The sequence below is a fragment of the Hymenobacter aquaticus genome, from assembly GCF_004765605.1.
Classification (GTDB): Bacteria; Bacteroidota; Bacteroidia; order Cytophagales; family Hymenobacteraceae; genus Hymenobacter; species Hymenobacter aquaticus.
Genome location: NZ_SRLC01000001.1, coordinates 1,639,195 through 1,665,551, shown reverse-complemented (window position 1 = coordinate 1,665,551; position 26,357 = coordinate 1,639,195). Strand labels below are relative to the sequence as shown.

The window sequence follows — 26,357 nt, the reverse complement described above, 5'->3', positions numbered from 1 at the left end:
ATGACGAACCGTATTCAACAGGCCTTTGCCAAAAAAGGCCAGAACCTGCTCAACGTATACTTCACGGCCGGCTACCCCAAGCTGCAGGACACCGTGCCCCTGATTCAGGCCCTCACCGCCGCCGGCGCCGATTTGATTGAAATCGGCATGCCGTTTTCCGATCCGCTGGCCGACGGGCCGGTTATCCAGCAGAGCAGCTCGGTGGCTCTGGCCAACGGCATGAACCTGTACGTGCTGTTCGAGCAGCTCAAGGACATCCGTCGGCAGGTGCCTGACACGCCCCTGCTGCTGATGGGCTACCTGAACCCGCTGATGCAGTTCGGCATGGAAAACTTCTGCCGCGAAGCTGCCGCCGCCGGCGTCGACGGCCTGATTCTGCCCGACCTGCCGCTGGTGGAGTACGAGGAAGAGTACCAGGCCATTTTCAAGCAGTACGGCCTGCAGCCCGTGTTCCTGATTACGCCCCAGACGGCGCCGGAGCGCATCCGCCACATGGATACCCTCACTGATGCCTTCCTGTACCTGGTGTCGGGGCCGGGCACCACGGGCAGCGCCAACACCCAGGACGCCGGCACCCAGGAGGCGTACTTCGAGCGGATTGCGGCCATGAATCTGCGCAACCCCCGCCTCATTGGCTTCGGCATCGGCGACAAGGCTTCCTTTCAGCGGGCTTCGCAGTACGCCCACGGGGCCATCATCGGCTCGGCCTTTATTCGGGCCCTGGAAGACACCGCCGACGCGCCGGCAGCAGCCAAAAATTTTGTTTCATCTATTTTATCCTAAATCAGTTAGCCGTTATTTCTTTCAGCTGACCCGTTTCACCTACCCATGATTATTCAACTCGAAAAAAACACCTCGGCCGAACAGAAAGCCGACATCATTTCCCACGTCCAGGACGCCAAGTTCAAAGTGACGGAGGTCGACACGCAGCGCGCCAGCTACCTGGTGGGCATCGGCAAGGCCGACGTGGACCTGCGCACCCTGGGCCAGCTGCCCGGCATTCTGGACATTCACCGCGTGTCGGACGACTACAAGCTGGTGAGCCGCAAGTGGAGAGTGCGCCCCACCGTACTCGACCTCGGCGACGGCGTCTACATCGGGGAAGGCTCCCTGAGCATTGCCGCCGGCCCGTGCAGCATTGAGAGCGAGGCCCAGATGGAAAAAATTATGGACCACCTCGTGGAAAACGACGTGCGCCTGATGCGCGGCGGCGTGTTCAAGCCCCGCTCGTCGCCCTACTCGTTTCGCGGCCTGGGCATGGATGGCCTGAAAGTGTTTCACCAGATGGCCCGGGCCCGCGGCATCAAAATCGTGACCGAGGTCATGCAGGTGTCGCAGGTCGAGGAGATGCACGACTACGTGGACGTGTTCCAGGTGGGGGCCCGCAACACCCAGAACTTCAACCTGCTCGATGCGCTGGGCGGCGTGGATAAGCCCGTGATGATCAAGCGCGGTATTTCGGGCACGATTGAGGAGCTGCTCTCTTCGGCCGAGTACGTGTTTTCGGGCGGCAACGAAAAGCTGATTCTCTGCGAGCGGGGCATCCGGACTTTCGAAACGGCTTCGCGCAATACGCTGGACCTGAACGCCGTACCAATTCTCAAGGAGAAAACTCACCTGCCCGTCGTCGTCGACCCCTCGCACGGCATCGGCATCCGGGAGTTTGTGGCTCCGATGGCCCTGGCCGGCGTAATGGCCGGCGCCGACGGCATCCTCTACGAAGCCCACGAAACCCCCGAGCAGGCCGCTTCCGACGGCCAGCAAACCCTGAACTTCGCCGAGTCGGAGCGCCTGATCCGGAACCTGCGCAAGGTGTACGCCCTGCGTCAGGAGCTGGAGTAGCGGGTTGGTTTTGAGCAACCGTTGTTGGTTATTGACTCAGCTTCTGCCTGTGGGCGGGGGCTGAGCCTTTTTTTGCCCTGCCAGACTCACCGCTATGTCATTCATTTTTAACGTCTACAGTGCTTTGCTGCTGCCGTTTTTCGTGCAGGGCGTGGTGGTCGGCGCAGTGCTGCTGGGCCGCGGCCGGCGCTACGGCAGCGCGGCCGACCTCTGGCTGGCCGTGCTGCTGGTGCTGCACGCGCTGCGGCTGGCTCAGTGGATGCTGGGCTTCGCCGGCTGGTACGATTCGCACGATGCCTACAGCACCTTCATGTTTTACTTCCCGTTCAGCAACTGGCTGGCGGTGGGCCCGGCGCTGTACTTCTACTTCCGCAGCCTGACCAACCAGGAGTTTCGCTTTACGCGGCAGTACTGGGGGCATCTGGCCCCGGCGGCGGCGTATCTGGCCGGGCGGCTGGGCGTGTTTCTCTACGACATCGGCTGGTGGCACGGCCTGCGCGGCCGGCCCTTGCCGGCCCACTTCGGTACCAAAGGCCCCCTGGCGCAGCAGCTCGACCAACTACCGCTGGAATACTGCCTTGGCGTGGCGGCTTACCTACTCATCGGCTTCTACGCCCTGCGCACCCTGCGCGAATACCGCGCCTACGCCCGCTACCTCAACGACAACTTCTCCGATACCGACCAGATTCGCTTCCGTTGGCTGCGCAACGTGCTGGTGGCCGTGCTGGTCGGCACGGGCGTAATGCTGGGATTTGGGCTGATCAACGCGTTTGTGAGCCCGCTCAGCTACTACGAGGCCTGGTACGACTACCTGTTCACCGGCCTGCTCATTTATTACCTGAGTATTGCCGGCCTGCTTACCGGCCACCAGCTGGCCGGCCTGCGGTTTCAGCCCGTCTCCGAAGCAGCCGTGGTGGAGCCCACGCCGGAATCGGTGCTAGCTTCTGTTTCCGAAAGTGCCGCGGCGGTTGCCGGGGCAGCGCTGCCCGCCGCTGAACCCGCGCCAGATCCTGCCGCCGATACCGAGCTGTCCCGCTGGACCACGCGCCTGCTGCGCCACCTGGAAACCGCCCGGCCCTACCTGGCCCCCGAGCTGACCCTGGGGGAGCTGGCCGCCCAGCTGCGGACCAACACCTCCTGGCTGTCAAGAGTAATTAACACGGGCTGCGGGCAGAACTTCAACGACTTCATCAACGAGTACCGGGTGCGCGAGGCCGAGCAGCGCCTGCGCGACCCGCAGTTTCGGCACTACACGCTGCTGGCCGTGGCTCTCGAAGCAGGTTTTAATTCCAAGTCGACCTTCAACCGGGTCTTTAAAAAGCTGCGCGGCATTACCCCCGGCGAGGTGGAGCGGCCCCGGTAGCAGGGAAGCAGGTGCCAAACTATAAGGTGGGACGTCCCAAACGGTAAATCGGGGCGTTTGGGGCCGCAAGAGCCGGTTCCTTTGAGACATCGTTTCACTCAGCCTCATTGCCATGCGTTTCTCTTCTATCCGGCGGGCTTTGTCCGCGCTGTGCCTGCTGCTTGGCCTGAGCGCGGCCTTCACCTTCTGCCGCGCCGGCCTCGACTCCAACCTGTTCATTGAGCCGGGCAAGCAGTTCATCCTGGGTGGCGGGCAGCCCGGGGCCTTCAAAGTTGTGGCCCGCAATGTGGGCAAGGTCCCCGTCGAGTTCAAGGAGCGGCCCCGGGGCGGCGGTATTTTTGGCCGCGCCACGCTCCAGCCCGGGCAAACGGCCACGCTCCGCTACCTGGCCGGCTCCTCGGCCGTGCTGCTGAACCCTTCCGCCCAAACGGCCAATGTGCGGCTGCACGTCACCGGCGACACCAAGCTGAGCATGACCTACGAGCCCAACGGGCAGTTGTAACCGCATGCTACGGCCTTAACAAGATTATCCTCTGTAAGCAGGTCGACTACTGATCAACTCGCTACAGAGCAGAAAAGTCCGGTCGGGCAATTTTGGCAAATATTTCTTCCGGCCCCTTTTTGCAAGCCAGCATTCTTTGATTTAGATAAAATTGATTGATTGGTGACTGCAAAAATGAAGGGGGTAAAGACAATATTTGTTAGTTTTTTGTTGTAATGGCCTTACCGAAAAGGGGTATATGGTTAACAATAGAGTAAGTATGGGTAAGGGGGTATGAAAAAAAGAGCCCTGTTACGGATACAACTTATTTTTATTTTCCTATATTTGCTTCCAGTATGATGAACCAAACCGCGAAATGCTTCTGCCTAAATATTCGTCCCGTCGTGGACGGAGTTGGGCTGTATTGCCGGTACGGAAGCTAGAAGCACATGCTACTAACCCTCTGAAAATCGTCAAGGCCCGACTCCTCCCAGGAGCCGGGCCTTTTTTTATGCCTCACGTCATGGTAACGCAACACTACGACCGGTACACCACCCAGGACCATTTGGTTTGGAAGGTATTGTTTGACCGCCAAACGGCTTTGCTGCACAAGCGCGCCGCGGCTGCATTCAGCGTGGGCCTGCAAAAGGCCGGCCTGCACCGCAACGCGTTGCCTCGGTTCGAGGAGATTAGCAAGCGCCTGCAGAAAGCCACCGGCTGGCAGCTGGAGCCCGTCAACGGCATGCTCGACGATGCTACCTTCTTTGGCCTGCTGGCCCAGCGTAAGTTTCCCGCCACCGTCTGGATTCGCTCGATGGAGCAGTTCGACTTTATCCAGGAGCCGGATCTGTTCCACGGTATCTTCGGGCACGTGCCGCTGCTGATGGACCAGGCCTTTGCCGACTTCCTGCACTTTCTGGGGCGGGTGGCCGCTCAGCACCTGCACGATGCGCCGGCGCTGGCCCGCATGGAGCGGCTCTATGGCTTTACGGTGCAGTTTGGTCTGGTGCAGGAGCAGGGCGCCACGCGCATGTACGGTGCCGGTTTGCTTTCCTCCTCGGGCGAGATTCACCATTGCATAGCCGACGAAAGCAACCGGCGGCCCTTTGATCTGGCTACCGTGCTGCAGGCCGAATACAGCGAGGCCCACCTGCAGGAGCATTATTTCGTGCTCAACAGCTGGGAGCAGCTCACGGAAAGCGTGGCCGAGCTGGCCGCTTTATTAGCCAGTGGCTGGCAGCTGCAGCCGGCTTAGAAGCGGACTGTTTACTCACAAAAAAGGCCCGTCTGCTTGCGTAGACGGGCCTTTTTGTGAATAAATCTGCCGACTTACTCCGGAATGATGACCTGATGCGCTGATACCTGCTGTCCGCTGGTCAGGCGCAGGGTGTACACGCCCTTGCTCAGGCCCCGCACGGGCAGCGCGGCATCCAGCGCGCCACCCGACACGGCGAAGCGCTGCTGCCGTACCACCTGGCCCAGCGCGTTATACAGCTGCGCCTCTACTTTCTGGCTCGCGCTGCTCAGGCCATTGAGCTGAATGTGGAGCTGCCCCCCCACGACGGGGTTGGGAAACAAGGCAACGCTAGCCGCGCCCAGACTTGGCTGGCTGGCCAGCGCCTGGCTCTGGCCGAAGTGCAGCACGAAGCGCGAGGTCAGCCGGGTATTGGCCGTAGCCACGCCAAACGAATAGGTGGGCTGCACGCGCAGGTCGTGCCAGGCGCCGGTCAGCTTGTCTTCCAGCACCACCGCAATGCCAGCGTCGAAATTGAGTAGCTGCCCGGCCGTGAGGGTGTAGCTGCCGGCCTGGTCAGCCCAGACGCTGACGGCCACGCTGGTGCCCTGGCTACCCAACAGCGGCAGACCGTTAATGGAGAGCTGGTCCGGGCCGGCGCTGGTGCTGAGCTGGGCGCTGGTGCCGGGCAGCTTGTAGGCATCAAACTGCTCGTCGGCCAGGGCCGTGGCCCCTTGCTGGAAGTACACGTGGGCCGCATCGGCCGGCTGCGTCTGGCCGGGACCCGTCAGGTCGAGGCGCAGCTGCGGCCGGGTGTCGGCGGCGGGGCGCAGGAAGTCAGGGTTGGCATAGGTCGTCAGGCGGGCAGCGTTGGTAAACTGCAGCGTGACGCTGGGTACCGAAGCCCGGACGAAGAAGCCTTGCATAGCCGGAATGACGTTGCTGGCCCCGATGCCGTTGACGTAGCTTACGTAGGCGCCGGTGTAGTCGCCGCTGCTGCGGAACACGTAAGCCGCGCTGCTTACGCCGGCCGGAATCGTAACCTTGTTCCAGTCGAGGGGAGCCGGGTAGGGGTTGCCCAGGAAGTTCCAGCCCGATTCGTTTTGGGTGCCCGCCGTGAGCGTGCGCGAGATAGTGCCGTTGTTGAGCGTGCCCACGAAGGATACCGGGGAGCCCACGCCGTTGAAACCGTAGGTATTCAGGGTGTAGCCTTTGCCGGGCTGCAAGGCGCTGGCTGGTACCATCCAACCCTGCTCGAAGCCCGGGGTAGTGGCGCTCAGACGGGTTTCGTCGTATTCAAATACGTTCGGGAAGGGGGTAACCTTGCTCGGGTCGGCGGCCGTGTTGTAAGCCTGGTTGAGCACGGGCACGAAGCCGTTGTAAGCCAGCGTGCCGAAGGTGGCGTTGGTCACCGGCGACGAGTAGTGGCGGTAGCCCAGTCCCGACTGCCCAGTGATGTTGCGCTCCACGGTAACGTCGCCCAGCACGGCACCGTTTCCGTTGTTGACGACCATAGCCGTCGAGGTTTGCCCACTGGGAATGTTCTTGTAGGAGAGCAGGCGCAGCTTTTGGCCGTTCGTAGCCAATGGCCCGTTAAGAATCAGCATCTGGTTCAGATTCAGTGGCCCGGCCAGGCTGGCTCCGGCCGGCCCGATGTCCAGCGTGTTGATGCGTGACTCATCGGTGCTGGTGCCGGCAATAATCTGGGGCCGGAGGCCGCGGGTGCGCAGCACTCCGTCGCCGACTACGGCACCGTTCAGCAACAGGGCGCGCATGGCCGTCAGGCTACCAGTGGCGGCAATGGTCAGCGTGGCTCCGGCTTCCACGGTCAGGTTGCGGGCTACGGCGGCGGTAGTCAGCGTCGGGTAGCGGTTCGCGGCCCTGGGAACCAGAATGTTAATAGTCGTATCGGCGGGCAGGACGTTGTTGCTCCAGTTCTGGGCGTTGTCGTAGGCCGTGCTCACGCTGCCGTTCCACACGCCGTTGGGCAGGGTACTGGTCGGGGCAGCCGCGTAGCGGGCCAGGGCAAACATCGTAGACTTGTCTGTAGCATCGTTGAAGCCTTTCTGCTTGGAATGGCTGCCACCTGCCATAATTTTGCCGTCGGGCAGGACCAATACGGACGCTACCGACGAAACCGTGTAGTACGTAGGAGTGTTGGGGGCATTGAAATCCGTCCTGATGGTTTGGTCGAAGTTGTCGCCGAAGGAACTGTCTTTCGTGCCATCGGTATTGAGGCGTAGCACCCCGAAGGCAGTGCCATTAAAGCCCCCGACTATAATCTTGCCGTCGGCCTGGGCCGCCAGCCTGCCGCGGCCATATTCGCCCGCGACATCGTACGGGGCGGGGCTGCTATAGCCGTACTCTGCTACCCCGTTCACGCCAAACGAAGTATCCAGTGCTCCGGAAGGCAGGAAGCGGGCAAATGCGGCTCGATTGATTGTTGCTCCGGAACCCAGGGATACCATAAATCTGCCATCCGGTAACAACAGAATCTGGCTGTTGCGGAAGTCGTAGCTTATACTGGAGAATACCCGGCCGGCGGTGCCAAAGGCAGGGTCCGGGGTACCGTCGGGCAGGAGCCGGACAAACACCGGTCGAAAATTCGTTGTCCCATACACCCCACCAGCCAGAATTTTGCCGTCGGGCTGAATAGCCAGACTGAACCCTTCCACGCTATCAGTGGATGGACTAATTTGGAAGAAGGTGCTGTACTCCAGGTCCAGCGCCCCATTGGGGTTGTAGCGGCTCACAAGCAAGTAGTTGTAAGTGCCGAGCCCGCCGGAACGTACGTAGCGAGACCCAACTACTACAAGCTTCCCATCAGCCTGAACCTGAACGCTACGGAAGATGCTGCCGCGTTCAGTGGTTGCTGTAGTGGGCCGTAGCACCAGGCCATTGTCGCCGAAGGCAGAATCAATGGTGCCATCCGCATTGAAGCAAATGAGGGCGCCAGCCGAAGAGGAGCTGCCGGTCGCCAGCAGCTTGCCGTTTGGTAGGAGCTGCAGTTGGGCCAGCGTGAAAGTCATGTTGGGGCGCTGGCTGCTTAGGCTGTATATAATTTTGCCACCCGTGCCGTAAGCGGTATCAAGTGAGCCATCCGCGTTGTAGCGCACTGTCGCATACCCCAGCTTGCTGACACCCAGGGCAATGGTTTTGCCATCGGCCTGGGGATAGAGCTGGTGAAGATTGTCTTGTGAGGCGGGCGGGGTAATTTCAGTCGTTACCCGGCCATCCGTATCGAAGCTGGTATCGAGGGTGAAGCGCTGCGCCGTAACGCTAAAGCAACCCAGGGCGAGGGCCGCGCTCAGCAGCAAGGGACGAGAATAGGAGTGTTGCATGAATGGTAGCAGTAAGAATTGGCTGAAAACAAAAAATGCCAGGAATAAGGCGGCCGGTGCGACTAGCGAAGCCGGCGGCTGAGGCTGCAGGCCACACCGGCGGCCACCAGCAGACCAATGCCTGCATCTATCGGAGCGTCAGTAGCCCCGGGGCGCGGGCCGCCGTTGCCGGGGCCTTGGGCCCGGGCCGCGGAAGAGGGTATAAGCAACAGCAAAAAGGCTGCGCAAAGCGCAGCCACGGGCAAGCGTATTGTTACAGTCATCGAGGTAATGCAGATAGGTGGGGAAATGGATGAGGTAAGCAGTGGAAGGGGATAAATGTAGAACGTTGTTGTTAAAAAAGGATAACAAAAAAGTGCTATTCTACCAGAATAGTGTAATGCTCACCCTCACGGCTTTAACCGAGACTGTATCTGCTTGTGAATGTATTATGTATAGATAATTATACACTAATAGGTGCCCACTGCTACGCCCTACTATCGATGGCATGTACGCGCCGCCGGTAACAGGGCATGGCAGGATCCGGTGGGGCTTAGTAGCGCCAGCCCAGCCGCCGGTACACGAAGTGCAGCAGCCACAACGGCCCGATGAGCAGAAACTGCAGATCCTTCAGGAAGCTGGGTTTCTTGCCCTCCACCTTGTGCCCCCAGAACTGCCCGATCCAGGCCAGCACGAAGATGAGCAGGCAGATTTGCCACAGCGGCAGCGGGGCGTGCGCATCGAGCTGCCGCAGCCCCAGGGCCATCAGCAGGCTGATCAGGACCATGCCCAGGGCCAGCGGCACGGAAAGGCGCAGGTAGTAGAGCACGGCCAGCACCATTACCATCGTGGCCAGGTTCAGCCAGGGGCTGAGCTGCCGCACGGCGTCCGGCAGGGGCACCGACCAGAGCAAACCCAGCAGGGAAAACATAATCAGGGGCACGCAGACCCAGTGAACCAGCTTATTGGTCGGGTTCTGGTGGCTTTCCCCGTATTCGTCGAGCAGGTGGGGCAGAGTAGTCATGGTGGAAATGGGGTGTGGGTGGGATGGGAGCGTAGCCGGCGGTAAGCCCTTTGGGCACCGAATAAAGTAGGAAATAAAACAGAAAAAGCCACTCCGGAAGGAGTGGCTTTTTCGGGGCAGGTACCGGCCGGGCAGGCCAAAGCAAGGAGCTTAGCCTTTCAGCTTGAAATTCTTGCGCAGATACTCCAAGGCCGCGGCGTGGGCGTCGGCCGAGTATTTCTGGCTGTACTTCGGGTTCGAGGGGTTGGCAAAGGCGTGGTCGGCGTCGTAGCTCTTGATGGTCACCTTCTTCTTGGCGGCCGCCATGTCTTTCTGGAACTGGGCCACCACTTCGGGATTGATCCACTTGTCCTGGCTGGCGAAAATGCCCAGCACGTCGGTGTTCAGGGTTTTGAGCTTGGCTACGTCCTTCTCGGGCATGCCGTAGTACATCACGCAACCCACGGCCTTGGGGCCGGCCAGCAGGGCCGTCTGCAACGACCAGCCGCCGCCGAAGCACCAGCCGATGGACGACACCTTGGCATTGGGCCCGGCATACAGCAACGCGCCCTTGATAATGGCTTCGGCCCGCTCGGTTTTCACGGCCTGCATCAGCTTGCCGGCCTCGTCGGGGGTGGTGGCCACCTGCCCGTCGTAGAGGTCGAGGGCAATGACGTTGACGCCCTTCAGCTCGTTGGCGTAGGTGGCGGCTTCCTTTTTGATGTAGTCGTTGAGGCCCCACCACTCGTGAATCACGAACAGATACTTGTCGGAGCGCACGTTGCTCTTGATTTCGAAGGCTTTGGCAGTTTGGCCGTCGGTGGTTTTGAACTCAATCATTTCGCCCTGACCCTCATACGTGTAGGGCAGGGGCGCGTCGTGGCCGCCGCTGAAGTCCTCGTTGGTCGCCAGCATGGCAAAGGCTTCGGTGGCGTTGGTGCCGGCCGTGGGACGGGAGCAGCACGTGAGCTTAGCCGAAGTAGAGCTAACTTGGGCCGAAGCCACGGAGACTACGCTGAGCAAGGCAGCGCACAGAGTCCAGAATTTTTTCATGGAACAGAGCGGTAGGGGAAAGTGTGGAGGTGAAAAAGCGACTTTCCAGCCCGGAAAGACCGAAAAGCCGCATTGGAAAGCTGAAAACTGCGGCGTCCGAAAATGGTTTTGCCTTAGCCGGCTACCACCACGCCGGTTTGCACCGAAGCCCGCAGCTCGGTGAGCAGCGCGTACAACCCCACGTAGGTGCGGTTCAGGTATATAAAGTGCTCCGAGCCCCGCGGCTCCCGCTGCTGGCGCAGCTCGGGTTGCTGCATCAGGTCGTCGCCGAGCTGGTAGAGGGCTGCCATGTAGGCCGGGTCGCCAAAGTCGAAGGTTGCCTGGCGAAAGGGGCGGCCCACCAGCTCCAGGGAGGCCTGCATGGTGCGCAGGTAAAACTCCCGCCGGGTGGGCGCGTCTTCCGGGCGCAGCACCCCGGCCTGGGTCAGCAAATCGGCCAGGCGGGCTTCGTCGGCCAGGGTTTCGGGCGTGAGCAGGGCCGTGAACAGCTGGTACACGTCGGCCGGAATTTCCTTGACGCAGCCAAAATCCAGCACGCCCACGGTGCCGCCGTCATCGGCCCGGAGCAGGAAGTTGCCCGGGTGGGGGTCGGCGTGCACGCGGTGCAAGGTGTGGAGCTGGAAGGCGTAGAAGTCCCACAGGGCCTGGCCGAGCTGGTTGCGCACCGCTTGGCTGGGGTCGGTAGCTAGAAACTCCTTCAGGTGCTGGCCCGGCAGCCAGTCCATCGTCAGCACCCGGTTGGTCGACAGTTCGGGGTAGTAGCGCGGAAACTCCAGGTGGGCAATGTGGGCGCACTCGGCGGCAATTTCGGTGCCGCGCCGCAGCTCCAGCTCGTAGTTGGTTTCCTCCAGCAGGCGGGTTTCCACTTCCTCCAGGTAGGGCCGCACCTGGGCCTCGTCCAGGCCCAGCACCCGCAGGGCAATGGGTTTCACCAGCCGGATGTCGGAGCGGATGCTGTCGGCCACGCCGGGGTACTGCACCTTCACGGCCAGGTCCCGGCCGTCTTTGCGGGCCCGGTGCACCTGCCCAATGCTGGCCGCCTGCCGGGCGTTGATGTCAAACTCGTCGAACACCTCGGAAGGCGAGCGGCCGAAGGCATCCCGCAACACTTTGGTTACCAGCGGCCCGGAGAGGGGCGGACTCTGGTACTGCGCCTGGGCAAACAGGTCGGAGTAGGCCGTGGGGAGCATGTTTTTCTCCATGGCCAGCATCTGGGCCACTTTCAGCACCGAGCCTTTCATTTCGCTCAGCGCGCCGTAGAGCTCGGCGGCGTTGGCCGCGTGCAACTCCGCGGTTTCACTCGTGCCGCCGGCCGCCCGCTTGGCGTAGTGCTTCACGTAGTTGGCCCCGACTTTCAGGCCGGTTTTGGCGAAACGAGCCGCCCGCGCCACTTTCGTGGTGGGCAAGGAGGCCAGCTGCCGGGCGTCGGTGGGCTCGGCAGCGGCCGAGTTGGGCGTAGGAAGGTCGTTGCTCATTAGCGGCGGTGCACCAGAAAGCGGGCCAGGTCCAGGGCCGAGTCCAGAGTGTTGCGGCCCACCAGATCAAAGCTCAGCGTCACGGCTTTTTCGATGGCCGCGTCGGTCCGCTCGAAGTTCAGGGAGTCGTCCTTGGCAAAGAAGCCCAGCACGAACAGGGCCTGCTGCCAGAACAGGCGCGGATACTGATCCTGCACCAGGGGCCGCACGGCTACTTCCTCGGTCCGCTTGCCTTCCTGCAGAATGTCCCGCACGAACTGCTCGAAATCCTGGCGGAAGTCGTCGAGCACCCGCGGGGTGAGGCCGGGCATGCGGTGTAGGGAGCGGCGCAGCGAGTTCAGGGCGTAGCTGCGGTTCTGCTTGAGCAGCTCCAGCAGGGTGTAGTAGAAGCCCAGGAGCTTTTCGCGGGCCCCGTACTGCTCCCACACCGGCTCGGTGGCGGCGCGCTGCCGGGCCTGCCGGGCATAGTCGGCCCAGATTTCCCGGTCGATGGCGTCGAAGTTGGCGTAGTACTGGTAAAATTCCGCCTCCGGAATGTTCAGTTTGCTGGTGAGCTTGTATACCGAAGCCGGCGGGGTGCCCTTGCGGAGCACGTAGTCGAGGTAAGCCTGTTTGATACGGTCCTTGTCCATGCCTCTATAACCCGTTTGCGGCGGATAAGTTGCCGTCGGCGCACCCTGATTATCGGGCCACTGGTTACCGTTTTTTCGTCAACCCGTGCCTGTTCATCGAGGTCTGCACTTCGAAAACGGAGGGTTTGTAATTATTGCAATTAATTAATGATATGCAGATGTAAAAAGATAATATTTTAACAAAAACAATGATATGATATGAATATTTCAAACGAAGCCACAAGAATCAAGCCGCAGTTCTGCAATCGATGACGGCATCGTTCCCGGCATCGATTGCATATATTTATCCGGGCCGATGGTTGCGTGGGATGGGGCGGAAGCTACTTTTGAGGGCCCTGCTAGCCAAATGGTTAGCCTCCTAAAACCCCACCAAAACCCTTTCCTCATGAAGCAAGTAGCCCGCCTGCTGCTGGCCGCCACCGTATTGGCCGGCTGTAGCAAAACCGACGACCCGGCCGCCCAGCCCACCGCCGTAGCAACCACTGCCGACGCCAGCACCACCGTCACCACCGAGGCGGCGCTACGCACGGCCATCAGCAACGCCAAGGGCGGCGACGTGATTACCGTCAGCGGCACCATCCGGCTTACCAGCACCTTGCAGTGCCTGAACAGCGGCACGAGCAGCGCCAAAATCAACTTCACCGGCGGCACGCTCGACTGCTCCGGCATCAGTTCGGGCTGGGGCGTGAAGGTGAACGGCAGCTACTGGAACATCACCAACATGACCATCAAGAATGCCCCCGACTGCGGGCTGGTGTTCCAGAGCGGCGGCTACAACTACGTTTACAAAGTCATTACCACGGCCAACAAGGACTCGGGCCTGCAGGTCTACAACGGTGCCCACGATAACAACATCAGCTACTGCACCTCCACCGAAAACTACGACGTGGCCAACGGGGGCGAGAATGCCGACGGCTTCGCCTGCAAGCTTTCGGCGGGCCGCAACAACAAGTTTGACCACTGCACGGCCAACCACAACTCCGACGACGGCTGGGATTTGTACGGCCAGCCCTACAGCGTCAGCATCACCAACTGCACGGCCACCAACAACGGCTACGGTGGCAGCGGCGACGGCAACGGCTTTAAGCTCGGCAGCGCGGGCCAGACCGTAGCGCACACGGCCACGGGCTGCACGGCCAGCTACAACAAGGCCAGCGGCTACGACGGCAACGGCAATACCGGCCACATCACCACCACCGGCAGCGGCGGCACGGGCAACGGCAAAACCCTGTTCTACCGCATCTACTAGCGGCTAGCAACGGTACATCGTCATTCCGAGCTTGTCGAGGAATCTCGCGTGCTGACGTCTGAATAGTGATTCGACGACGCCACGCGAGATTCCTCGACAAGCTCGGAATGACGTTCTTGTTTATTCTAAAGTCTATTCCTGGTTCTGGTACGCCGCTCGAAACGTGCTGATGGCCCGTTCCCGGGCAAACTTATGCTCAACAATGGGCTTGGCGTACTGGCTGGTACCAAACTCGGGAATCCACTGGCGCACGTAGGCCCACGCGGGGTCGTACTGCTCCTGCTGGCTCTGGGGACTGTAGACCCGAAACCAGGGCGCGGCCACTGCTCCGGTGCCGGCCATCCACTGCCAGTTGCCCACGTTCTGGGCCATGTCGTAGTCGAGCAGCTTGTCGGCAAAGTACCGGTCACCCCAGCGCCAGTCGATGAGCAGGTGCTTCACCAGAAAGCCGGCGGCGGCAATCCGGGCCCGGTTGGGCAGGTAGCCGGTTTGATTCAGCTCCCGCATGCCGGCATCCACGAGTGGATAGCCGGTGCGGCCTTCGCACCAGGCCCGGAACTCCGCCTCGTTGTTGCGGTAGGGCACCCGGCGCAGGCGCGGGTCGTAGCTTTCAGTGGCCATGTCGGGAAAGTGCCAGAGCAGCATCATGAAAAAGTCCCGCCAGATCAGCTCGTTCAGCAGCTTGGGGTTCAGCGCCCGGGCCTGCTGCATCAGCTCCCGCACGCTGAGCGTGCCGAAGCGCAGATGCACCGAGCGGCGCGTGCTGCTGTTTACCAGGCCGGGTTTGTCGCGGGTGAGGTGGTAGTTGCGCACCAGCTCCTCGGCCGGCAACTCGGCGGCGGGCACCTCCTGCTCAAATCGTTCGAAGTTCATCTGCTCCAGCGTCGGCCGCGGCGCCGCGCCGGCCAGCTGGGCCAGATTTTCAGCGGTAAATAGCTCCCGGGAAGGGTACGGCAGCAGGTGCTCGTCGCGCAGGGCGGCTAGCCAGGCCTTGCTGTAGGCCCCGAATACCTTGGGCGGCGTCTCCGACTTACTCAGGATTTCCTTCTTGGCAAAAATGACCTGGTCCTTGTACAGCCGCAGCTCCGCCCCGGCCTGTTGCAGCAACTCTGCTACGGCCTTGTCGCGCACGGCGGCGTAGGGCTCGTAGTCCTCGTTGGTGTACACGGCGGCCACCTCGTACTGCCGCACGAGCTGAGCAAAGACTTCCAGCGGCTTGCCGTAATAGGCCAGCAACGTGCCGCCGGCCTGCTCCGTCTGCTGGGACAGGCGCTCCACCTCGTCGTAGATAAAGGTCACGCGGGCGTCGCGGCGGCTGGGCAGCAAATCCAGGATTTCCCGGTCGTAGATAAACAGCGGTACCACCGGGTAGCCGCTTTGCAAAGCCGCCGCCAGGCCCGCGTTGTCGTGCTGCCGCAAGTCGCGCCGGTGCCAGAACAGAACAATTTTTTTCATGTGTAGGGGCGCGTTGCACGCGCCCGGTCGTTGTTTGTCAGAACATAGTGGTTAGAACTAGGCTGCAAGCCCAGGCTGTCGTTGGCCAAGCTTGCCTGTAGCAAGCCGGTAAACGGGCTGAACGGTCGTTCAACGACCGGGCGCGTGCAACGCGCCCCTACTTCAAGCTGCCCATGCCGCCATCCACGGGCAGCACCTGCCCGGTAATAAAGCCGCTGTGGTCGGATAGCAGGAAAGAAGCCATGTAAGCCAGATCCTCGGGCTGCCCGATGCGCTGCAACGGGTGGCGCTTGGCCCCGGCTTCGGCCTTTTCGGGCGAGTTGAGCAGGGGCGCGGCCAGGGACGTGTTGGTCAGGGAAGGGGCAATGGCGTTGACGCGGACGTTGCTGCCGGCGTACTCGGCGGCCAGGGCGCGGGTGAGGCCCTCCACGGCGGCTTTGGCCGTGGCAATGCTGGTATGGAAGCTCATGCCGGTAGTGGCCGCCACGGTGCTGAAGAGCACCACCGACGCGCCTTCGGCCTTTTTGAGCTTCTTCATCGTGGCCTGCAGGATCTGCACCGCGCCCAGCACGTTCAGCTCGAAATCGGAGCGGAAGTCGTCGAGCGGAATCCGCTCAAAGGGTCGCAGCTTGATGCTGCCGGGGCAGTACACCACGCCGTGCAAGGTCTCGGGCAGCTGGGCCAGCAATTCGGCCGGCAGGGGCTGGGTGGCGTCGGCCTCCAAATGAGTCGTGCCCAACTCGGCCAATTCGGGGGAGAGGTGGCGGGAGATGGTAAAGAGCTTGGCCCCGAGGCCGTGCAGCAGCTGAGTCGTGGCCAGACCGATGCCCGATGAGGCGCCGACGAGCAGGATATTCTTCTCCGAAAAGTTCATGAACAGGGAATTGTCGAGGTTGTGCCTTGACAACTGAGCCGGCTGCCCAAGGTTTATATCTTGTAACCTTCAGACAGAAAATAACGAATGTTTGTTTGCGAATAACAGCAGTTAGCAAAAATTCGCTGCAAAATTCTGGGGTTTGCCTGCCTTTTTCCTAGCTTTCCGTCCGCAACGCTCTTTCCACTGCCAAACACGTCTACCGTAGTCTATGAACATCCGCAAACTGCTGGTCGCCAACCGGGGCGAAATTGCCATCCGCGTCTTACGGGCCGCCACCGAGCTGGGCATTCCCACCGTGGCCCTCTACACCTACGAGGACCGCTACTCGCTGCACCGCTACAAAGCCGATGAAGCCTACCAGATTGGCCGCGACGATGACCCGCTGAAGCCCTACCTCGATATCGAAGGCATTTTGCGCATTGCCAAAGCCAACGGCGTCGACGCCATTCACCCCGGCTACGGCTTCCTGTCGGAAAATGCCACGCTGGCCCGGCGCTGCGGCGAGGAAGGCATCATCTTCGTCGGCCCCCGCCCCGAGGTGATGGAAGCCCTCGGCGACAAGGTAGCCGCCAAAAAAGTGGCCGTGCAGTGCCAGGTGCCCATTATTGAAAGCAGCATTGAGGACCTCAACGACTTCGAAACGGCCCAGCGCGAAGCCAACCGCATCGGCTACCCGGTGATGCTGAAAGCGGCCAGCGGCGGCGGCGGCCGGGGCATGCGCGTCATCCGCGACGACGAGCAGCTGGAGCGGGGCTTCTTCGAGGCCCGCAACGAGGCCCTGAAAGCCTTCGGCGACGACACGGTGTTCCTGGAAAAGTTCGTTGAGAACCCTAAGCACATCGAAGTGCAGCTCGTGGCCGATACCCACGGCAACATCGTGCACCTCTACGAGCGCGACTGCTCGGTGCAGCGCCGCTACCAGAAAGTGGTGGAAGTAGCGCCCTCGCTGAACCTGCCCGACCACATGCGCCACCTCTTATATGAGTACGCGCTGCGCCTGGGCCGGGCCGTGAACTACAACAACGTGGGCACCGTCGAATTTCTGGTGAATCCCGAAATGGACCGGATTTACTTTATCGAGGTAAACCCCCGCATCCAGGTCGAGCACACCGTGACGGAAATGATTACCGGCATCGACCTGATTAAAACCCAGATCTACATTGCCGACGGCGCCCGGCTCTCCGACCCCGAAATCGGGCTGGAAGTGGGCGGCAAGCCGATGAAAAACGGCTACGCCATTCAGTGCCGCATTACCACCGAAGACCCCGAAAACGACTTCAAGCCCGACTACGGCACCATCGTGGCCTACCGCTCGGCCGGCGGCTTCGGCATCCGCTTGGACCAGGGCTCGGTGTACCAGGGGGCCAAGATTTCGCCCTTCTTCGACTCGCTGCTGGTGAAAGTCTCGGCCCACGCGCCCACGCTGGAAGGCGCGGCCTCGAAGATGGCCCGGACCCTGGACGAATTCCGCATCCGTGGGGTGCGCACCAACATCCAGTTCCTGCAAAACATCATTGCCAACCCGACTTTCGTCAGCGGGCAGGCCAACGTGGACTTCATCAAGGACCACCAGGAGCTGTTCAAGTTCAAGGTGCGCCAGGACCGGGGCACCAAGATTCTGGGCTTCGTCGGCGACATTATCGTCAACGGCAACCCCGACGTGAAGGGCCTGCTGGACCCGAAAAAGGAGCTGCGCAAGCCGGTTTTGCCCAAGTTCGACCCCGACGCGGCCTACCAGCCCGGCACCAAGGATAAGCTCACCGAGTTGGGCCCCGAGGGCTTTGCCAAGTGGCTGCGCGAAGACCCCTTGGTGCACTACACCGACACCACCTTCCGCGACGCCCACCAGAGCCTGCTGGCCACCCGCATGCGCACCTTCGACATGCTCAAGGTGGCGGAGCGCTACGCCAAAATGCACCCCCAGACGTTTTCGATGGAAGTATGGGGCGGGGCTACCTTCGACGTGGCTCTGCGCTTTTTGCACGAAGACCCCTGGGAGCGGCTGGCTAAAATCCGGGAGGCCGTGCCCAACATTCTGCTGCAAATGCTGATCCGCGGGGCCAACGGGGTGGGCTACAAGGCGTATCCCGACAACCTCACCGAGCGGTTTGTGCAGCAGGCCTGGGAAACTGGCGTCGACGTGTTCCGCATCTTCGACTCGCTGAACTGGATGCCCGGCATGGAGTCCTGCATCAACTTCGTGCGCAAGAAAACCAAGGGCCTGGCCGAAGCCGCCATCTGCTACACCGGCGACATTCTGGACCCCAAGCGCAACCAGAAATACTCCCTCGACTACTACCTGCGTCTGGCCAAGCAGATTGAGGACGCCGGGGCCCACATCCTCTGCATCAAGGACATGGCCGGCCTGCTCAAGCCCTACGCGGCCACCGAGCTTATTACGGCCCTACGCGACACGGTCAGCATCCCGATTCACCTGCACACCCACGACACCTCGTCGTTGCAGCCCGCCACCTACCTCAAGGCCGTGGAAGCCGGCGTCGACGTCATCGACGTGGCTATGGGCTCCTTGTCGGGCCTCACGTCCCAGCCGAACTTCAACTCGGTGGTGGAAATGTTCCGCGGCACGCCCCGGCACCGCGAGTTCGACCAGGACAGCCTCAACGATTTCTCCAACTACTGGGAAACCGTGCGCGAGTACTACTACCCGTTCGAGTCGGGCCTGAAGGCCGGCACCTCGGAAGTATTCCAGCACGAAATTCCCGGCGGGCAGTACTCCAACCTGCGCCCCCAGGCTGCCGCGCTGGGCCTCGGCGACAAGTTCGAGCAGGTGAAAAAGACCTTTGCTGACGTAAACGAGCTGTTCGGCGACATTGTGAAGGTGACCCCGTCGTCAAAGGTGGTGGGCGACATGGCCCTGTTTATGGTGTCCAACAACCTGACGACCAGCGACGTGCTCGAAAAAGGCCAGACGCTGAGCTTCCCCGAGTCGGTGCAGAGCCTGTTCCGCGGCGACATCGGGCAGCCCGAAGGTGGCTGGCCCCGGGAGCTGCAAAAGGTGATTCTCAAGGACGAGAAGCCCTTCACCGACCGGCCCAACGAGCACCTCAAGCCCATCGACTTCAAGAAGGAAATGAAGGCCTTCGAGGCCAAGTTTGGCGCGGGCGGCAAGTTCACCGACCTGCTTTCGTATCTGCTTTACCCGAAGGTGTTTGAGCAGTACTGGGCTCACCTGCAGGAGTTTGGCGACGTGTCGTTGGTGCCGACCCGCGTGTTTTTCTACGGCCTCAAGCCCGGCGAGGAAACCATCATCGACATTGCCCGCGGCAAGTCGGTGATTGTCAAGCTGCGCTCCATCGGCGAGGTCAACGACGACGGCTGCCGCACGGTGTTCTTCTCCTTTAACGGCCAGACCCGCAACCTGGAAGTGCGCGACCGGTCGGTGGAAGTCAAGACGGTGCGCAACCAGAAAATCGACAAGGCCAACCCCCGGCAGGTGGGCGCCCCTTTGCAGGGCATGCTGTCCAAGGTGCTGGTCGAAAGCGGGCAGCAGGTCAAGCGCAATACCCCGCTGTTCATCATCGAGGCCATGAAGATGGAAACCACCATCACCGCCCCCGACGACACCACCGTGCAGGGCGTGCAGCTTTCCGAAGGCACCCTGGTCAACGCCGACGACCTGGTGCTGACGCTGGGGTAGCAGTAGCCAGCAGCACAAAAAAGGCCGGACTGTCGCGACAGTCCGGCCTTTTTTGTGCTGCGTTGGCGCAGAACTTTACCGCAGATACACCGCGTGCAGCACCGCGGCCGGCGTGGTAGTTGCCTCCGCGTACAGGCGCAGCGTGTCGCCGCTGATCTGATAGGTGCGGGTGTTGGTCAGTGCGGCCAGAAAGCCGGTTTCCGTGGCGTTGCCCTGGGCATCGGCGCAGGCCATGCGGGTAGAAAGCAGGGCCCCGAAGCGCAGCTGCCCGTTGGCCGGCTGCTCGAAGGTGCCCCGGAACCGGTTGCATCCGCCGTTGCCTTCGGCCCGCAGCTCCTCGTTGCGCAGCAGCACGTAGGCCTCGCCCGCCGCCGGCGTGGCCACGGGCTGCCCGGCCAGCTGGCGCAGCACCCAGCGCGTGTTGCGCAATTCGGCCGGGGGCGTGGTCGTTGGTGCGGTTTTGGTGCTGGCAGCCGGCATCGACGACTGGCAGGCTGAGAGCAGAAACAGGAAGCTGCAGGCGGAAAACAACGAACGGATCATAGGAAAACAGGCTAATTGCCGACGAAATGGTTGAAAAATGCGCGAAAACCCACGGAAGTTTACTCAAGAGCAAGCAAAAGGCTTAATTTGCGTTATGCAAAAATTCCCTCCCATCGTCTCATTTCTCTTTCTGGTTTCTTCTACGCTCTTTGCCCAGAAAAAAGCCGCTGCGACAACTACCGCGCCAAGCGTATCATCGGCTACGGTCGAGCGGGTGGCCCGGGCCCTGGCGGCTGATGACATGGAAGGCCGGGCCTCAACCCAGCCGGGAGGATTGAAAGCCGCGCAGTTTCTGGCCGCCGAGTTTCAGCGCCTGGGCCTGGAGACGCTGCCCGGCGCTACGGGCTACGAGCAGGTGTTTCCGGTGTACGAAACCAAAACGGCCGCCTTGTATGTAACCATCAACGGCACGAATATTCCCCAGGACAAGGCCCTGCTGGTGTCGGGCCAACCCCAGATCAACTGGACCAGTGAGGACGATCCGGCTGCCCGGGTAATGGTCATCGGCCCGCAAGCCCTGCCCGCCCAGATTTACCGCCAGATTCTGGAGCCTACCGAAAACCTGCTCATCATCCTGGACCCGGCCCACGCCGATGCTTTCCAAAAGCTGGTCAACTATACCAAGAAAGGCCGCTTGCAGCCCGAAAAGCCCGGTCCTTATTCCTGCGTAGCCGTCGTGACGACCACGCCCAACGCGGGCATCAAGTTTCGGGTGGCGGCCAACACGACCGTGCGCCCTGTTGAGATTCGCAACGTGGTGGCGGTGCTGCCCGGCCAGGACAAAGCCCGAACCGAGGAAAAGGTGGTTTTCTCCGCCCACTACGACCACCTGGGCCTGCTGGAGCCGCTGAACGGCGACAAGATAGCCAACGGGGCCGACGACGACGCCAGCGGCACGACGGCCGTGGTAGCCCTGGCCGAATACTTCAAAAAGCGCAACGACAACGCCCGCCCGCTCATCTTCGTGGCTTTCACCGCCGAGGAGCTGGGCGGCTTCGGCTCCCAGTACTTTTCCCGGCAGTTGAACGCCCAGCAGATCGTGGCCATGTTCAACATTGAAATGATTGGCAAGCAGGCGAAGTTTGGCCCCAACACGGCCTTCATCACCGGCTTCGACAAGTCGGACTTCGGCAAGCTGCTGCAGCGCAACCTCACCGGCACGCCGTTTCGCTTCGAGCCCGACCCATACCCCGAGCAAAACCTGTTTTACCGCTCCGACAACGCCACGCTGGCCAAGCTCGGCGTGCCGGCCCACACCATCAGCACCGACCAGATTCCGACCGACAAGCGCTACCACACCGTCGACGATGAGATTGAAAGCTTGGATCTGCCCAACATGACGGCTGTTATCAATGCCATTGCGCGCAGTGCCGCCGGCATCGTGTCGGGCCAGCAAACGCCCACCCGTATCAGTGCCGAAGTAGCCGGCCAGCGCCCGTAAGCCCTGGCTTCGCCGGCCCCGGCGGGAAAGCCAAAAGCCCGGTTCACGCAAGGTGAGCCGGGCTTTTTTAGTAGCGGATAACGCTAACAGTAGGATAGAAGGAAGTGCCGGATATGCCGGGGCTATAGCTTGCGAATGGACAGGGTAGAATTGGGTAACGCGCGGGGTGGGGGCGGCCCCACCGTCCGAACCAGCCGCTCCAGGGCCTGCATCCGGTCGGTCAGCAGATTGTGCTCCTGCACCAGGCGGCTGTAGGCGTCGGTCAGGGCCTGGACCTGCTCTTTTAGCTCCCCGACCTCGATGGCAGCCGCGTAGCGCGGGTCAGGTAATTCCGGGTCGCTGAGGCCGCTGTTGGGGCGGTACTGTACCGTCATGGCCGATTGAGCCTGTGCAACGGAAGCAGAACCGACTACTAAAAAGAAGGCACAAGCGAAGCTGTAGTAGTTTTTCATAAGGAAGTGTACTAGATGGTTGTATAAACCAAGTATAAATAAATCTTTTATTAGTACCAAAAAATAAACCCAAAGAATTTCGCGCCGCCTGAGCCGGCATCGAAAGTCCTTTGGGTCCGAAAAAAAGTAGCCGGAATCTAGCGGGGCAGCCGAATGCTTAAGCCGCCGCCCACCGTGGAGCCGCTGAGCGCCCCGGAGAAAGTCCGGCCCGCCGTAACGTCGAGCCGCAGGCCTGGCCACGGCCGCCAGTACAGCCCCGACGTAACGCCCGGGGCCAGCTTCGACTGCTGTTGCCAGGTGGCGTAGGTTTCGGCAAAAAAGCCGAAGGAATTGCCCAGCGGCCCATTCAGGGCCAGCGTGCCCAGGTAGGTGCCCAGCTTCGTATCGGCCGCCTTGAAGCCGCGCTGCCGGAAGCCAAAGTTGGCTTCCAGGCCAAACCGCTCCCCCAGCTGCTGCGACACCAGCAGGCGGGCGGCCGGCTCGTAGGCTTTGGTCTGAAAGGATTTGTCGCCGTTGCGCAGGGTCATTTCGGCCAGCACCACCACCTGGGAGCGGGCATTAGGGTTGGTCGAAGCCAGGAACTTGGCGCCCAGCGTCAGTGGGGTGAGGCCCGAGGGGGCGGCGGCGGCGCCGGTTTCCCCCGCGGCCAGCGTCGCGACGGCCGGCAGGTAGCTCTGCGAAGCCCGCAGCTCAATGTTGTTAAAGAAGCCCACGCGCAGCAGGCCGGTCGTCAGGGCCCGGTTGGCGGCGCTGCCCGGACTGAAAGCATCAGGCTGGTTGCTGACTCCCATATCCAGCTGAAACTGGCCGGGGTTGAGCATGCTGGTGGTGATGGTTTGGCCGGGCCGGTCGGGGCGAATATTGCGCACGAACGGCGTGTTTTCGTTCCCATCGTTGGGGTCAGTGGTCTGAGCCAGGGTGCGGGCCGCGCTGCCGAGCAGTAGCGCGGCAGTAGTCAGCAGAGTGGTCTTACGCATGGCTGTCTGACACCCCGGGCCGGGTTATAGTTCGGACCGGAGTGCAAAAGCCTCGTTAAAACGCAATTCCTCTTTACAGGTTACAATTTATTTCCCATTTAGCTTGAATAATACTCGGCATGCAGCGTATTTTGCGAAACGAAAACGGCTCGTCGGGCGGGCTTTCCGCTGCCCGACGAGCCGCTGCCGGCCGTAATCCTGTTCAAGGTTCACTTTTGCCCGTTCTGCTATGCCCACCACCGTTCCCTGACTTTAGCAAACCGCGCGGCCGTAGCCCGCGCGGCTTACTCGTCTTCGTAATCGAGGCCGAGCAGCGAGTTCAGCGCCTGCTGGATTTCACTGGCCGCGTGCATCTGCCCGGCTTTGCGGCTTACCTGCAAGCCCCGGCGGTAAACCTTTTCCGCTTCTTCCGGATTTTGTAATTGCTCCAGCATCTTGCCTGCGTGGTAGTACGTACCCACGTAGTCCGGGTGCTCATCCAGCAGCGTCTGGTAATACTCCATAGCCCGTTGGGGCTCCGTCGTCCGATACTCAGTGGCCAGGGCGTAGATGATGAACGGGTCGTTCGGGTCTTCGTTGTAAAAGGTCAGCAGCTGCTGCAAGCGGGTCGGCGTAGTGTCCATCGGGAGGGAGTTTTCTGTATCTTCGCCCGAAATTAGGGGCTTTCCCGTAGTTTATCTCCCATCCACAAGCAGCCGTAGATGAAGTTTCTCGTTTGCATCAGCAACGTTCCCGACACGACCACCAAAATCACCTTCACGCCCGATAACAAGGAGTTCAACAAGGCCGGGGTGCAGTTCGTGATTAACCCTTGGGACGAATACGCCCTGACCCGCGCCATTGAGCTCAAAGAAGCCCAGGGCAGCGGCACCGTAACCGTCCTCAACGTTGGCGAAGCCGACACCGAGCCCAATATTCGCAAAGCCCTGGCCATCGGCGCCGACGACGCTATCCGCGTCAACGCCGCGCCCAAGGATGCCTACTTCGTGGCCGAGCAGATTGCCGCCATTGCCAAAGAAGGCGCCTATGACGTGATTCTGATGGGCAAGGAAAGCATCGACTACAATGGCTTCCAGGTGCACGGCATGGTGGGCGAAATGCTCGGCATCCCGACCGTGGCCCCGGCCATGAAGCTCGATATGAGCGCCAACACCGCCACGCTGGAGCGCGAAATCGAGGGCGGCAAGGAAATCGTGGAGGTGAATACGCCTTTCGTGGCTTCCTGCCAGCAGCCCATGTGCGAGCCCCGCATCCCAAACATGCGCGGCATCATGACGGCCCGCACCAAGCCGCTGAAAGTGGTAGAGCCCGTGGGCGAAGGTGCCCGCACCTCGGTGGCCGAGTACGCGCTGCCCCCCAAGAAGCAGGGCGTGAAGCTCATTCCCGCCGAGTCGGCCGGGGAGCTGATCAAGCTGCTCCGCAACGAAGCCAAAGTAATCTAGAAACAGAATTCTGAATTCTGAATTCTGAATTCTGAATTGGCAAACGTGCTAACTCGGATATTCATAATTCAACATTCATAATTCATAATTCCCATGAAATGTCCGTTCTAGTAGTAGTTGAATGTGATGGCGGCGAGGTTAAAAAATCGTCGTTGGAAGTGGCTTCCTACGGGAGCCAGGTAGCCCAGATGCTCGGCACCACGGCTACGGCCGTGGCCGTGGGCGAGGCTACCGAAGCCAATCTGGCTAAGCTCGGGGAGCAGGGCATCAGCAAGGTGCTCTACGACGCTGAGCCCCGCCTGAAGGATTTCGTAAATGGTGCCTACACCAAGCTCATTGCCGCCGCCGCCGAAAAGGAAAGTGCCCAGGTAATCGTGCTGGCCAACTCCAACATTGGCGCCGCCGTGGGCTCGCGCCTGTCGGTGCGCCTGAAGGCCAGCCTGGCCACCAACGTAGTCGAGCTGCCCAAAAACGACGGTGGCTCCTTCACGGTGAAGCGCGGCGCCTTCTCGGGCAAAGCCTTTGCCGACGTAGTGCTCAGCGGCGACCGGAAGATTCTGGCCGTCAAGAAAAACTCGATTGAGGCCCTGCACGAGGCCGGCAAAACCGCCACGGTGGAGTCGTTCTCGGCCAGCCTCTCGGACGCTGACTTCGCCGACGCGCCCAAGCAGGTGGTAATGCAGGATCAGGCCGGCGGCGTGCTGCTGCCCGAGGCTGACCGCGTGGTATCGGGTGGCCGCGGCATGAAAGGCCCGGAGAACTGGCACCTGATTGAGGACCTGGCTAAGGCTCTGGGCGCGGCTACGGCCTGCTCCAAGCCCGTGTCGGACGTCGACTGGCGCCCTCACCACGAGCACGTGGGTCAGACGGGTATCACGGTTTCGCCAAACCTGTATATTGCCTGCGGTATTTCGGGGGCCATCCAGCACCTGGCGGGGGTGAACTCCTCGAAAGTGATTGTCGTAATCAACAAAGATCCGGAGGCACCGTTCTTCAAGGCTGCTGATTATGGCATCGTAGGCGACGTTTTCGAAGTACTGCCCAAACTCACCCAGGCCGTTAAGGAATTGAATTAGGGTCTTGGGGTCTTGGGTTTCAGAAACGAGAAAGCCTAGCTTTGCCTTTCTGACGCGTCCAAGACCCCAAGCTCCCAAGACCCTAAGCTCCTAGAACCCTTGAAAAAAATACAGCTCGAAATTCTGGGCCTCTCGTCCAGCCAGTCACAGTCCGGCTCCTTTGCCCTGATTCTGGGCGAGAAAACCGGCAACCGGCGCTTGCCCATCATCATCGGCATGTTCGAGGCGCAAAGTATTGCCATCCAGATTGAGAAAATCAACCCGAATCGGCCGCTCACGCACGATTTGTTCAAGTCGTTTGCCGAGCACGTGCACGTGGCCGTGCTGGAAGTACTGATTTCTGACCTGAAGGAAGGCGTGTTCTACTCCAAGATCGTCTGCACCGACGGGGCTACGACCTTCGAGCTGGATGCCCGCCCCAGCGACGCCATTGCCATTGGCCTGCGTTTCGGGGTGCCGATTTTCACGGTGGAAAGCGTGCTGAGCGAAGCCGGCATCATCCTGAGCGACCTGGATGAAAACACCGACGACGACGCCGACGAGGATGACGAGGACGAGGATGACGACAGCACGGGCAGCCCCAAGCCCGAGCCCACGCCCCGGGACCCCAGCGGCCAGGTGTCGCTGGAGGAGCTGAGCAAAATGCTGAATCAGGCCCTGGCCAATGAGGATTACGAAAAGGCCGCCAAAATCCGCGACGAACTCAACAAGCGCAACGGCTAAGGCGTTTTACGCCACCCAGAACACGGCTCTCCTGTACCAGGGGAGCCGTTTTTTTTGGCCC

The 26,357-nt window shown here is 61.2% G+C and carries 22 protein-coding genes; 11 read left to right on the top strand and 11 right to left on the bottom strand.

Going from position 1 to position 26,357, the window contains the following annotated elements:
• The 5 genes from trpA to E5K00_RS06840 all read left to right on the top strand — a co-directional run bounded on the left by trpA (position 1) and on the right by E5K00_RS06840 (position 4,941).
• The gene (gene trpA / locus E5K00_RS06860; protein ID WP_135462496.1) at positions 1–783 is read left to right on the top strand and encodes a tryptophan synthase subunit alpha; all 783 of its coding nucleotides are present in this window, start codon (positions 1–3) and stop codon (positions 781–783) included.
• A 45-nt stretch (positions 784–828) separates the two neighbouring features.
• On the top strand, positions 829–1,842 hold the full coding sequence (gene aroF / locus E5K00_RS06855; protein ID WP_135462495.1) for a 3-deoxy-7-phosphoheptulonate synthase: 1,014 nt from the start codon (positions 829–831) through the stop codon (positions 1,840–1,842).
• Positions 1,843–1,936: 94 nt separating this feature from the next.
• A complete protein-coding gene (locus E5K00_RS06850; protein ID WP_135462494.1) occupies positions 1,937–3,205 on the top strand; it encodes a helix-turn-helix domain-containing protein in 1,269 nt (422 codons plus the stop codon).
• A gap of 112 nt (positions 3,206–3,317) precedes the next feature.
• The gene (locus E5K00_RS06845) at positions 3,318–3,707 is read left to right on the top strand and encodes a hypothetical protein (RefSeq protein WP_135462493.1); all 390 of its coding nucleotides are present in this window, start codon (positions 3,318–3,320) and stop codon (positions 3,705–3,707) included.
• A 490-nt stretch (positions 3,708–4,197) separates the two neighbouring features.
• The gene (locus E5K00_RS06840; protein WP_135462492.1) at positions 4,198–4,941 is read left to right on the top strand and encodes a phenylalanine 4-monooxygenase; all 744 of its coding nucleotides are present in this window, start codon (positions 4,198–4,200) and stop codon (positions 4,939–4,941) included.
• A gap of 74 nt (positions 4,942–5,015) precedes the next feature.
• On the opposite strand, the gene E5K00_RS06835 is transcribed toward E5K00_RS06840, so the two are convergent.
• The 5 genes from E5K00_RS06835 to E5K00_RS06810 all read right to left on the bottom strand — a co-directional run bounded on the left by E5K00_RS06835 (position 5,016) and on the right by E5K00_RS06810 (position 12,403).
• Entirely contained in the window at positions 5,016–8,261 is a 3,246-nt protein-coding gene (locus tag E5K00_RS06835; protein WP_135462491.1) for a T9SS type A sorting domain-containing protein, read from the bottom strand.
• A gap of 532 nt (positions 8,262–8,793) precedes the next feature.
• Positions 8,794–9,264: an Mpo1 family 2-hydroxy fatty acid dioxygenase gene (locus tag E5K00_RS06825; RefSeq protein WP_135462489.1), complete on the bottom strand. Its 471-nt coding sequence runs from the start codon at positions 9,262–9,264 to the stop codon at positions 8,794–8,796.
• Between the two features lie 150 nt (positions 9,265–9,414).
• A complete protein-coding gene (locus E5K00_RS06820; protein WP_167856777.1) occupies positions 9,415–10,296 on the bottom strand; it encodes a dienelactone hydrolase family protein in 882 nt (293 codons plus the stop codon).
• A gap of 113 nt (positions 10,297–10,409) precedes the next feature.
• Positions 10,410–11,771 (bottom strand): ABC1 kinase family protein, encoded by a 1,362-nt coding sequence (locus E5K00_RS06815; protein WP_135462488.1) that lies wholly within the window; start codon positions 11,769–11,771, stop codon positions 10,410–10,412.
• A complete protein-coding gene (locus E5K00_RS06810; protein ID WP_135462487.1) occupies positions 11,771–12,403 on the bottom strand; it encodes a TetR/AcrR family transcriptional regulator in 633 nt (210 codons plus the stop codon). Before E5K00_RS06810 ends, E5K00_RS06815 begins: the two co-directional genes overlap by 1 nt.
• Before the next feature lie 385 nt (positions 12,404–12,788).
• Here E5K00_RS06810 and E5K00_RS06805 point away from each other — a divergent pair, with 385 nt between their 5' ends.
• Entirely contained in the window at positions 12,789–13,652 is an 864-nt protein-coding gene (locus E5K00_RS06805; RefSeq protein ID WP_135462486.1) for a right-handed parallel beta-helix repeat-containing protein, read from the top strand.
• A gap of 132 nt (positions 13,653–13,784) precedes the next feature.
• Here E5K00_RS06805 and E5K00_RS06800 read toward each other — a convergent pair whose 3' ends face one another.
• Together E5K00_RS06800 and E5K00_RS06795 are read right to left on the bottom strand one after the other, a co-directional pair.
• Positions 13,785–15,107 carry a cryptochrome/photolyase family protein gene (locus E5K00_RS06800; protein ID WP_135462485.1) on the bottom strand — a complete coding sequence of 441 codons (1,323 nt, stop codon included), beginning with the start codon at positions 15,105–15,107 and terminating at the stop codon, positions 13,785–13,787.
• A gap of 157 nt (positions 15,108–15,264) precedes the next feature.
• On the bottom strand, positions 15,265–15,981 hold the full coding sequence (locus E5K00_RS06795) for an SDR family NAD(P)-dependent oxidoreductase (RefSeq protein WP_135462484.1): 717 nt from the start codon (positions 15,979–15,981) through the stop codon (positions 15,265–15,267).
• A gap of 211 nt (positions 15,982–16,192) precedes the next feature.
• Between E5K00_RS06795 and E5K00_RS06790 the strand changes: the two genes are divergently transcribed.
• Positions 16,193–19,642 (top strand): pyruvate carboxylase, encoded by a 3,450-nt coding sequence (locus E5K00_RS06790; RefSeq protein WP_135462483.1) that lies wholly within the window; start codon positions 16,193–16,195, stop codon positions 19,640–19,642.
• A gap of 75 nt (positions 19,643–19,717) precedes the next feature.
• Here the strand turns inward: E5K00_RS06790 and E5K00_RS06785 are convergent, their stop codons facing one another.
• Complete coding sequence (locus E5K00_RS06785; RefSeq protein ID WP_135462482.1) at positions 19,718–20,185, bottom strand: META domain-containing protein; 468 nt, start codon at positions 20,183–20,185, stop codon at positions 19,718–19,720.
• Positions 20,186–20,279: 94 nt separating this feature from the next.
• On the opposite strand from E5K00_RS06785, the gene E5K00_RS06780 reads away from it, so the two are divergent.
• On the top strand, positions 20,280–21,626 hold the full coding sequence (locus E5K00_RS06780) for a M20/M25/M40 family metallo-hydrolase (protein WP_167856776.1): 1,347 nt from the start codon (positions 20,280–20,282) through the stop codon (positions 21,624–21,626).
• A gap of 122 nt (positions 21,627–21,748) precedes the next feature.
• Here the strand turns inward: E5K00_RS06780 and E5K00_RS06775 are convergent, their stop codons facing one another.
• The 3 genes from E5K00_RS06775 to E5K00_RS06765 form a co-directional block, all read right to left on the bottom strand.
• Positions 21,749–22,078 carry a hypothetical protein gene (locus E5K00_RS06775; RefSeq protein WP_135462480.1) on the bottom strand — a complete coding sequence of 110 codons (330 nt, stop codon included), beginning with the start codon at positions 22,076–22,078 and terminating at the stop codon, positions 21,749–21,751.
• Between the two features lie 137 nt (positions 22,079–22,215).
• Positions 22,216–23,055 (bottom strand): transporter, encoded by an 840-nt coding sequence (locus E5K00_RS06770; RefSeq protein ID WP_135462479.1) that lies wholly within the window; start codon positions 23,053–23,055, stop codon positions 22,216–22,218.
• A gap of 284 nt (positions 23,056–23,339) precedes the next feature.
• On the bottom strand, positions 23,340–23,678 hold the full coding sequence (locus E5K00_RS06765) for a tetratricopeptide repeat protein (protein ID WP_135462478.1): 339 nt from the start codon (positions 23,676–23,678) through the stop codon (positions 23,340–23,342).
• Positions 23,679–23,756: 78 nt separating this feature from the next.
• Between E5K00_RS06765 and E5K00_RS06760 the strand changes: the two genes are divergently transcribed.
• The 3 genes from E5K00_RS06760 (at position 23,757) to E5K00_RS06750 (ending at position 26,296) form a co-directional block, all read left to right on the top strand.
• Positions 23,757–24,497, top strand: coding sequence for an electron transfer flavoprotein subunit beta/FixA family protein (locus E5K00_RS06760; protein WP_135462477.1), 741 nt, complete (start codon positions 23,757–23,759; stop codon positions 24,495–24,497).
• A 98-nt stretch (positions 24,498–24,595) separates the two neighbouring features.
• Positions 24,596–25,573 carry an electron transfer flavoprotein subunit alpha/FixB family protein gene (locus E5K00_RS06755; protein WP_135462476.1) on the top strand — a complete coding sequence of 326 codons (978 nt, stop codon included), beginning with the start codon at positions 24,596–24,598 and terminating at the stop codon, positions 25,571–25,573.
• A 99-nt stretch (positions 25,574–25,672) separates the two neighbouring features.
• Positions 25,673–26,296, top strand: coding sequence for a bifunctional nuclease family protein (locus tag E5K00_RS06750; protein WP_135462475.1), 624 nt, complete (start codon positions 25,673–25,675; stop codon positions 26,294–26,296).
• The last annotated feature ends 61 nt before the right edge of the window (positions 26,297–26,357 follow it).

What these genes read in the sequence shown, in the direction of transcription:
- E5K00_RS06770 (WP_135462479.1), bottom strand. Translation starts at nt 23,055, where the DNA reads ATGCGTAAGACCACTCTGCTGACTACTGCCGCGCTACTGCTCGGCAGC.
- E5K00_RS06760 (WP_135462477.1), top strand. Translation starts at nt 23,757, where the DNA reads ATGAAGTTTCTCGTTTGCATCAGCAACGTTCCCGACACGACCACCAAA.
- E5K00_RS06845 (WP_135462493.1), top strand. Translation starts at nt 3,318, where the DNA reads ATGCGTTTCTCTTCTATCCGGCGGGCTTTGTCCGCGCTGTGCCTGCTG.
- E5K00_RS06840 (WP_135462492.1), top strand. Translation starts at nt 4,198, where the DNA reads ATGCCTCACGTCATGGTAACGCAACACTACGACCGGTACACCACCCAG.
- E5K00_RS06815 (WP_135462488.1), bottom strand. Translation starts at nt 11,771, where the DNA reads ATGAGCAACGACCTTCCTACGCCCAACTCGGCCGCTGCCGAGCCCACC.
- E5K00_RS06820 (WP_167856777.1), bottom strand. Translation starts at nt 10,296, where the DNA reads ATGAAAAAATTCTGGACTCTGTGCGCTGCCTTGCTCAGCGTAGTCTCC.
- E5K00_RS06795 (WP_135462484.1), bottom strand. Translation starts at nt 15,981, where the DNA reads ATGAACTTTTCGGAGAAGAATATCCTGCTCGTCGGCGCCTCATCGGGC.
- E5K00_RS06765 (WP_135462478.1), bottom strand. Translation starts at nt 23,678, where the DNA reads ATGGACACTACGCCGACCCGCTTGCAGCAGCTGCTGACCTTTTACAAC.
- E5K00_RS06800 (WP_135462485.1), bottom strand. Translation starts at nt 15,107, where the DNA reads ATGAAAAAAATTGTTCTGTTCTGGCACCGGCGCGACTTGCGGCAGCAC.
- E5K00_RS06780 (WP_167856776.1), top strand. Translation starts at nt 20,280, where the DNA reads ATGCAAAAATTCCCTCCCATCGTCTCATTTCTCTTTCTGGTTTCTTCT.
- E5K00_RS06785 (WP_135462482.1), bottom strand. Translation starts at nt 20,185, where the DNA reads ATGATCCGTTCGTTGTTTTCCGCCTGCAGCTTCCTGTTTCTGCTCTCA.
- E5K00_RS06775 (WP_135462480.1), bottom strand. Translation starts at nt 22,078, where the DNA reads ATGAAAAACTACTACAGCTTCGCTTGTGCCTTCTTTTTAGTAGTCGGT.
- E5K00_RS06850 (WP_135462494.1), top strand. Translation starts at nt 1,937, where the DNA reads ATGTCATTCATTTTTAACGTCTACAGTGCTTTGCTGCTGCCGTTTTTC.
- trpA (WP_135462496.1), top strand. Translation starts at nt 1, where the DNA reads ATGACGAACCGTATTCAACAGGCCTTTGCCAAAAAAGGCCAGAACCTG.
- E5K00_RS06810 (WP_135462487.1), bottom strand. Translation starts at nt 12,403, where the DNA reads ATGGACAAGGACCGTATCAAACAGGCTTACCTCGACTACGTGCTCCGC.
- E5K00_RS06755 (WP_135462476.1), top strand. Translation starts at nt 24,596, where the DNA reads ATGTCCGTTCTAGTAGTAGTTGAATGTGATGGCGGCGAGGTTAAAAAA.
- aroF (WP_135462495.1), top strand. Translation starts at nt 829, where the DNA reads ATGATTATTCAACTCGAAAAAAACACCTCGGCCGAACAGAAAGCCGAC.
- E5K00_RS06805 (WP_135462486.1), top strand. Translation starts at nt 12,789, where the DNA reads ATGAAGCAAGTAGCCCGCCTGCTGCTGGCCGCCACCGTATTGGCCGGC.
- E5K00_RS06790 (WP_135462483.1), top strand. Translation starts at nt 16,193, where the DNA reads ATGAACATCCGCAAACTGCTGGTCGCCAACCGGGGCGAAATTGCCATC.
- E5K00_RS06835 (WP_135462491.1), bottom strand. Translation starts at nt 8,261, where the DNA reads ATGCAACACTCCTATTCTCGTCCCTTGCTGCTGAGCGCGGCCCTCGCC.
- E5K00_RS06825 (WP_135462489.1), bottom strand. Translation starts at nt 9,264, where the DNA reads ATGACTACTCTGCCCCACCTGCTCGACGAATACGGGGAAAGCCACCAG.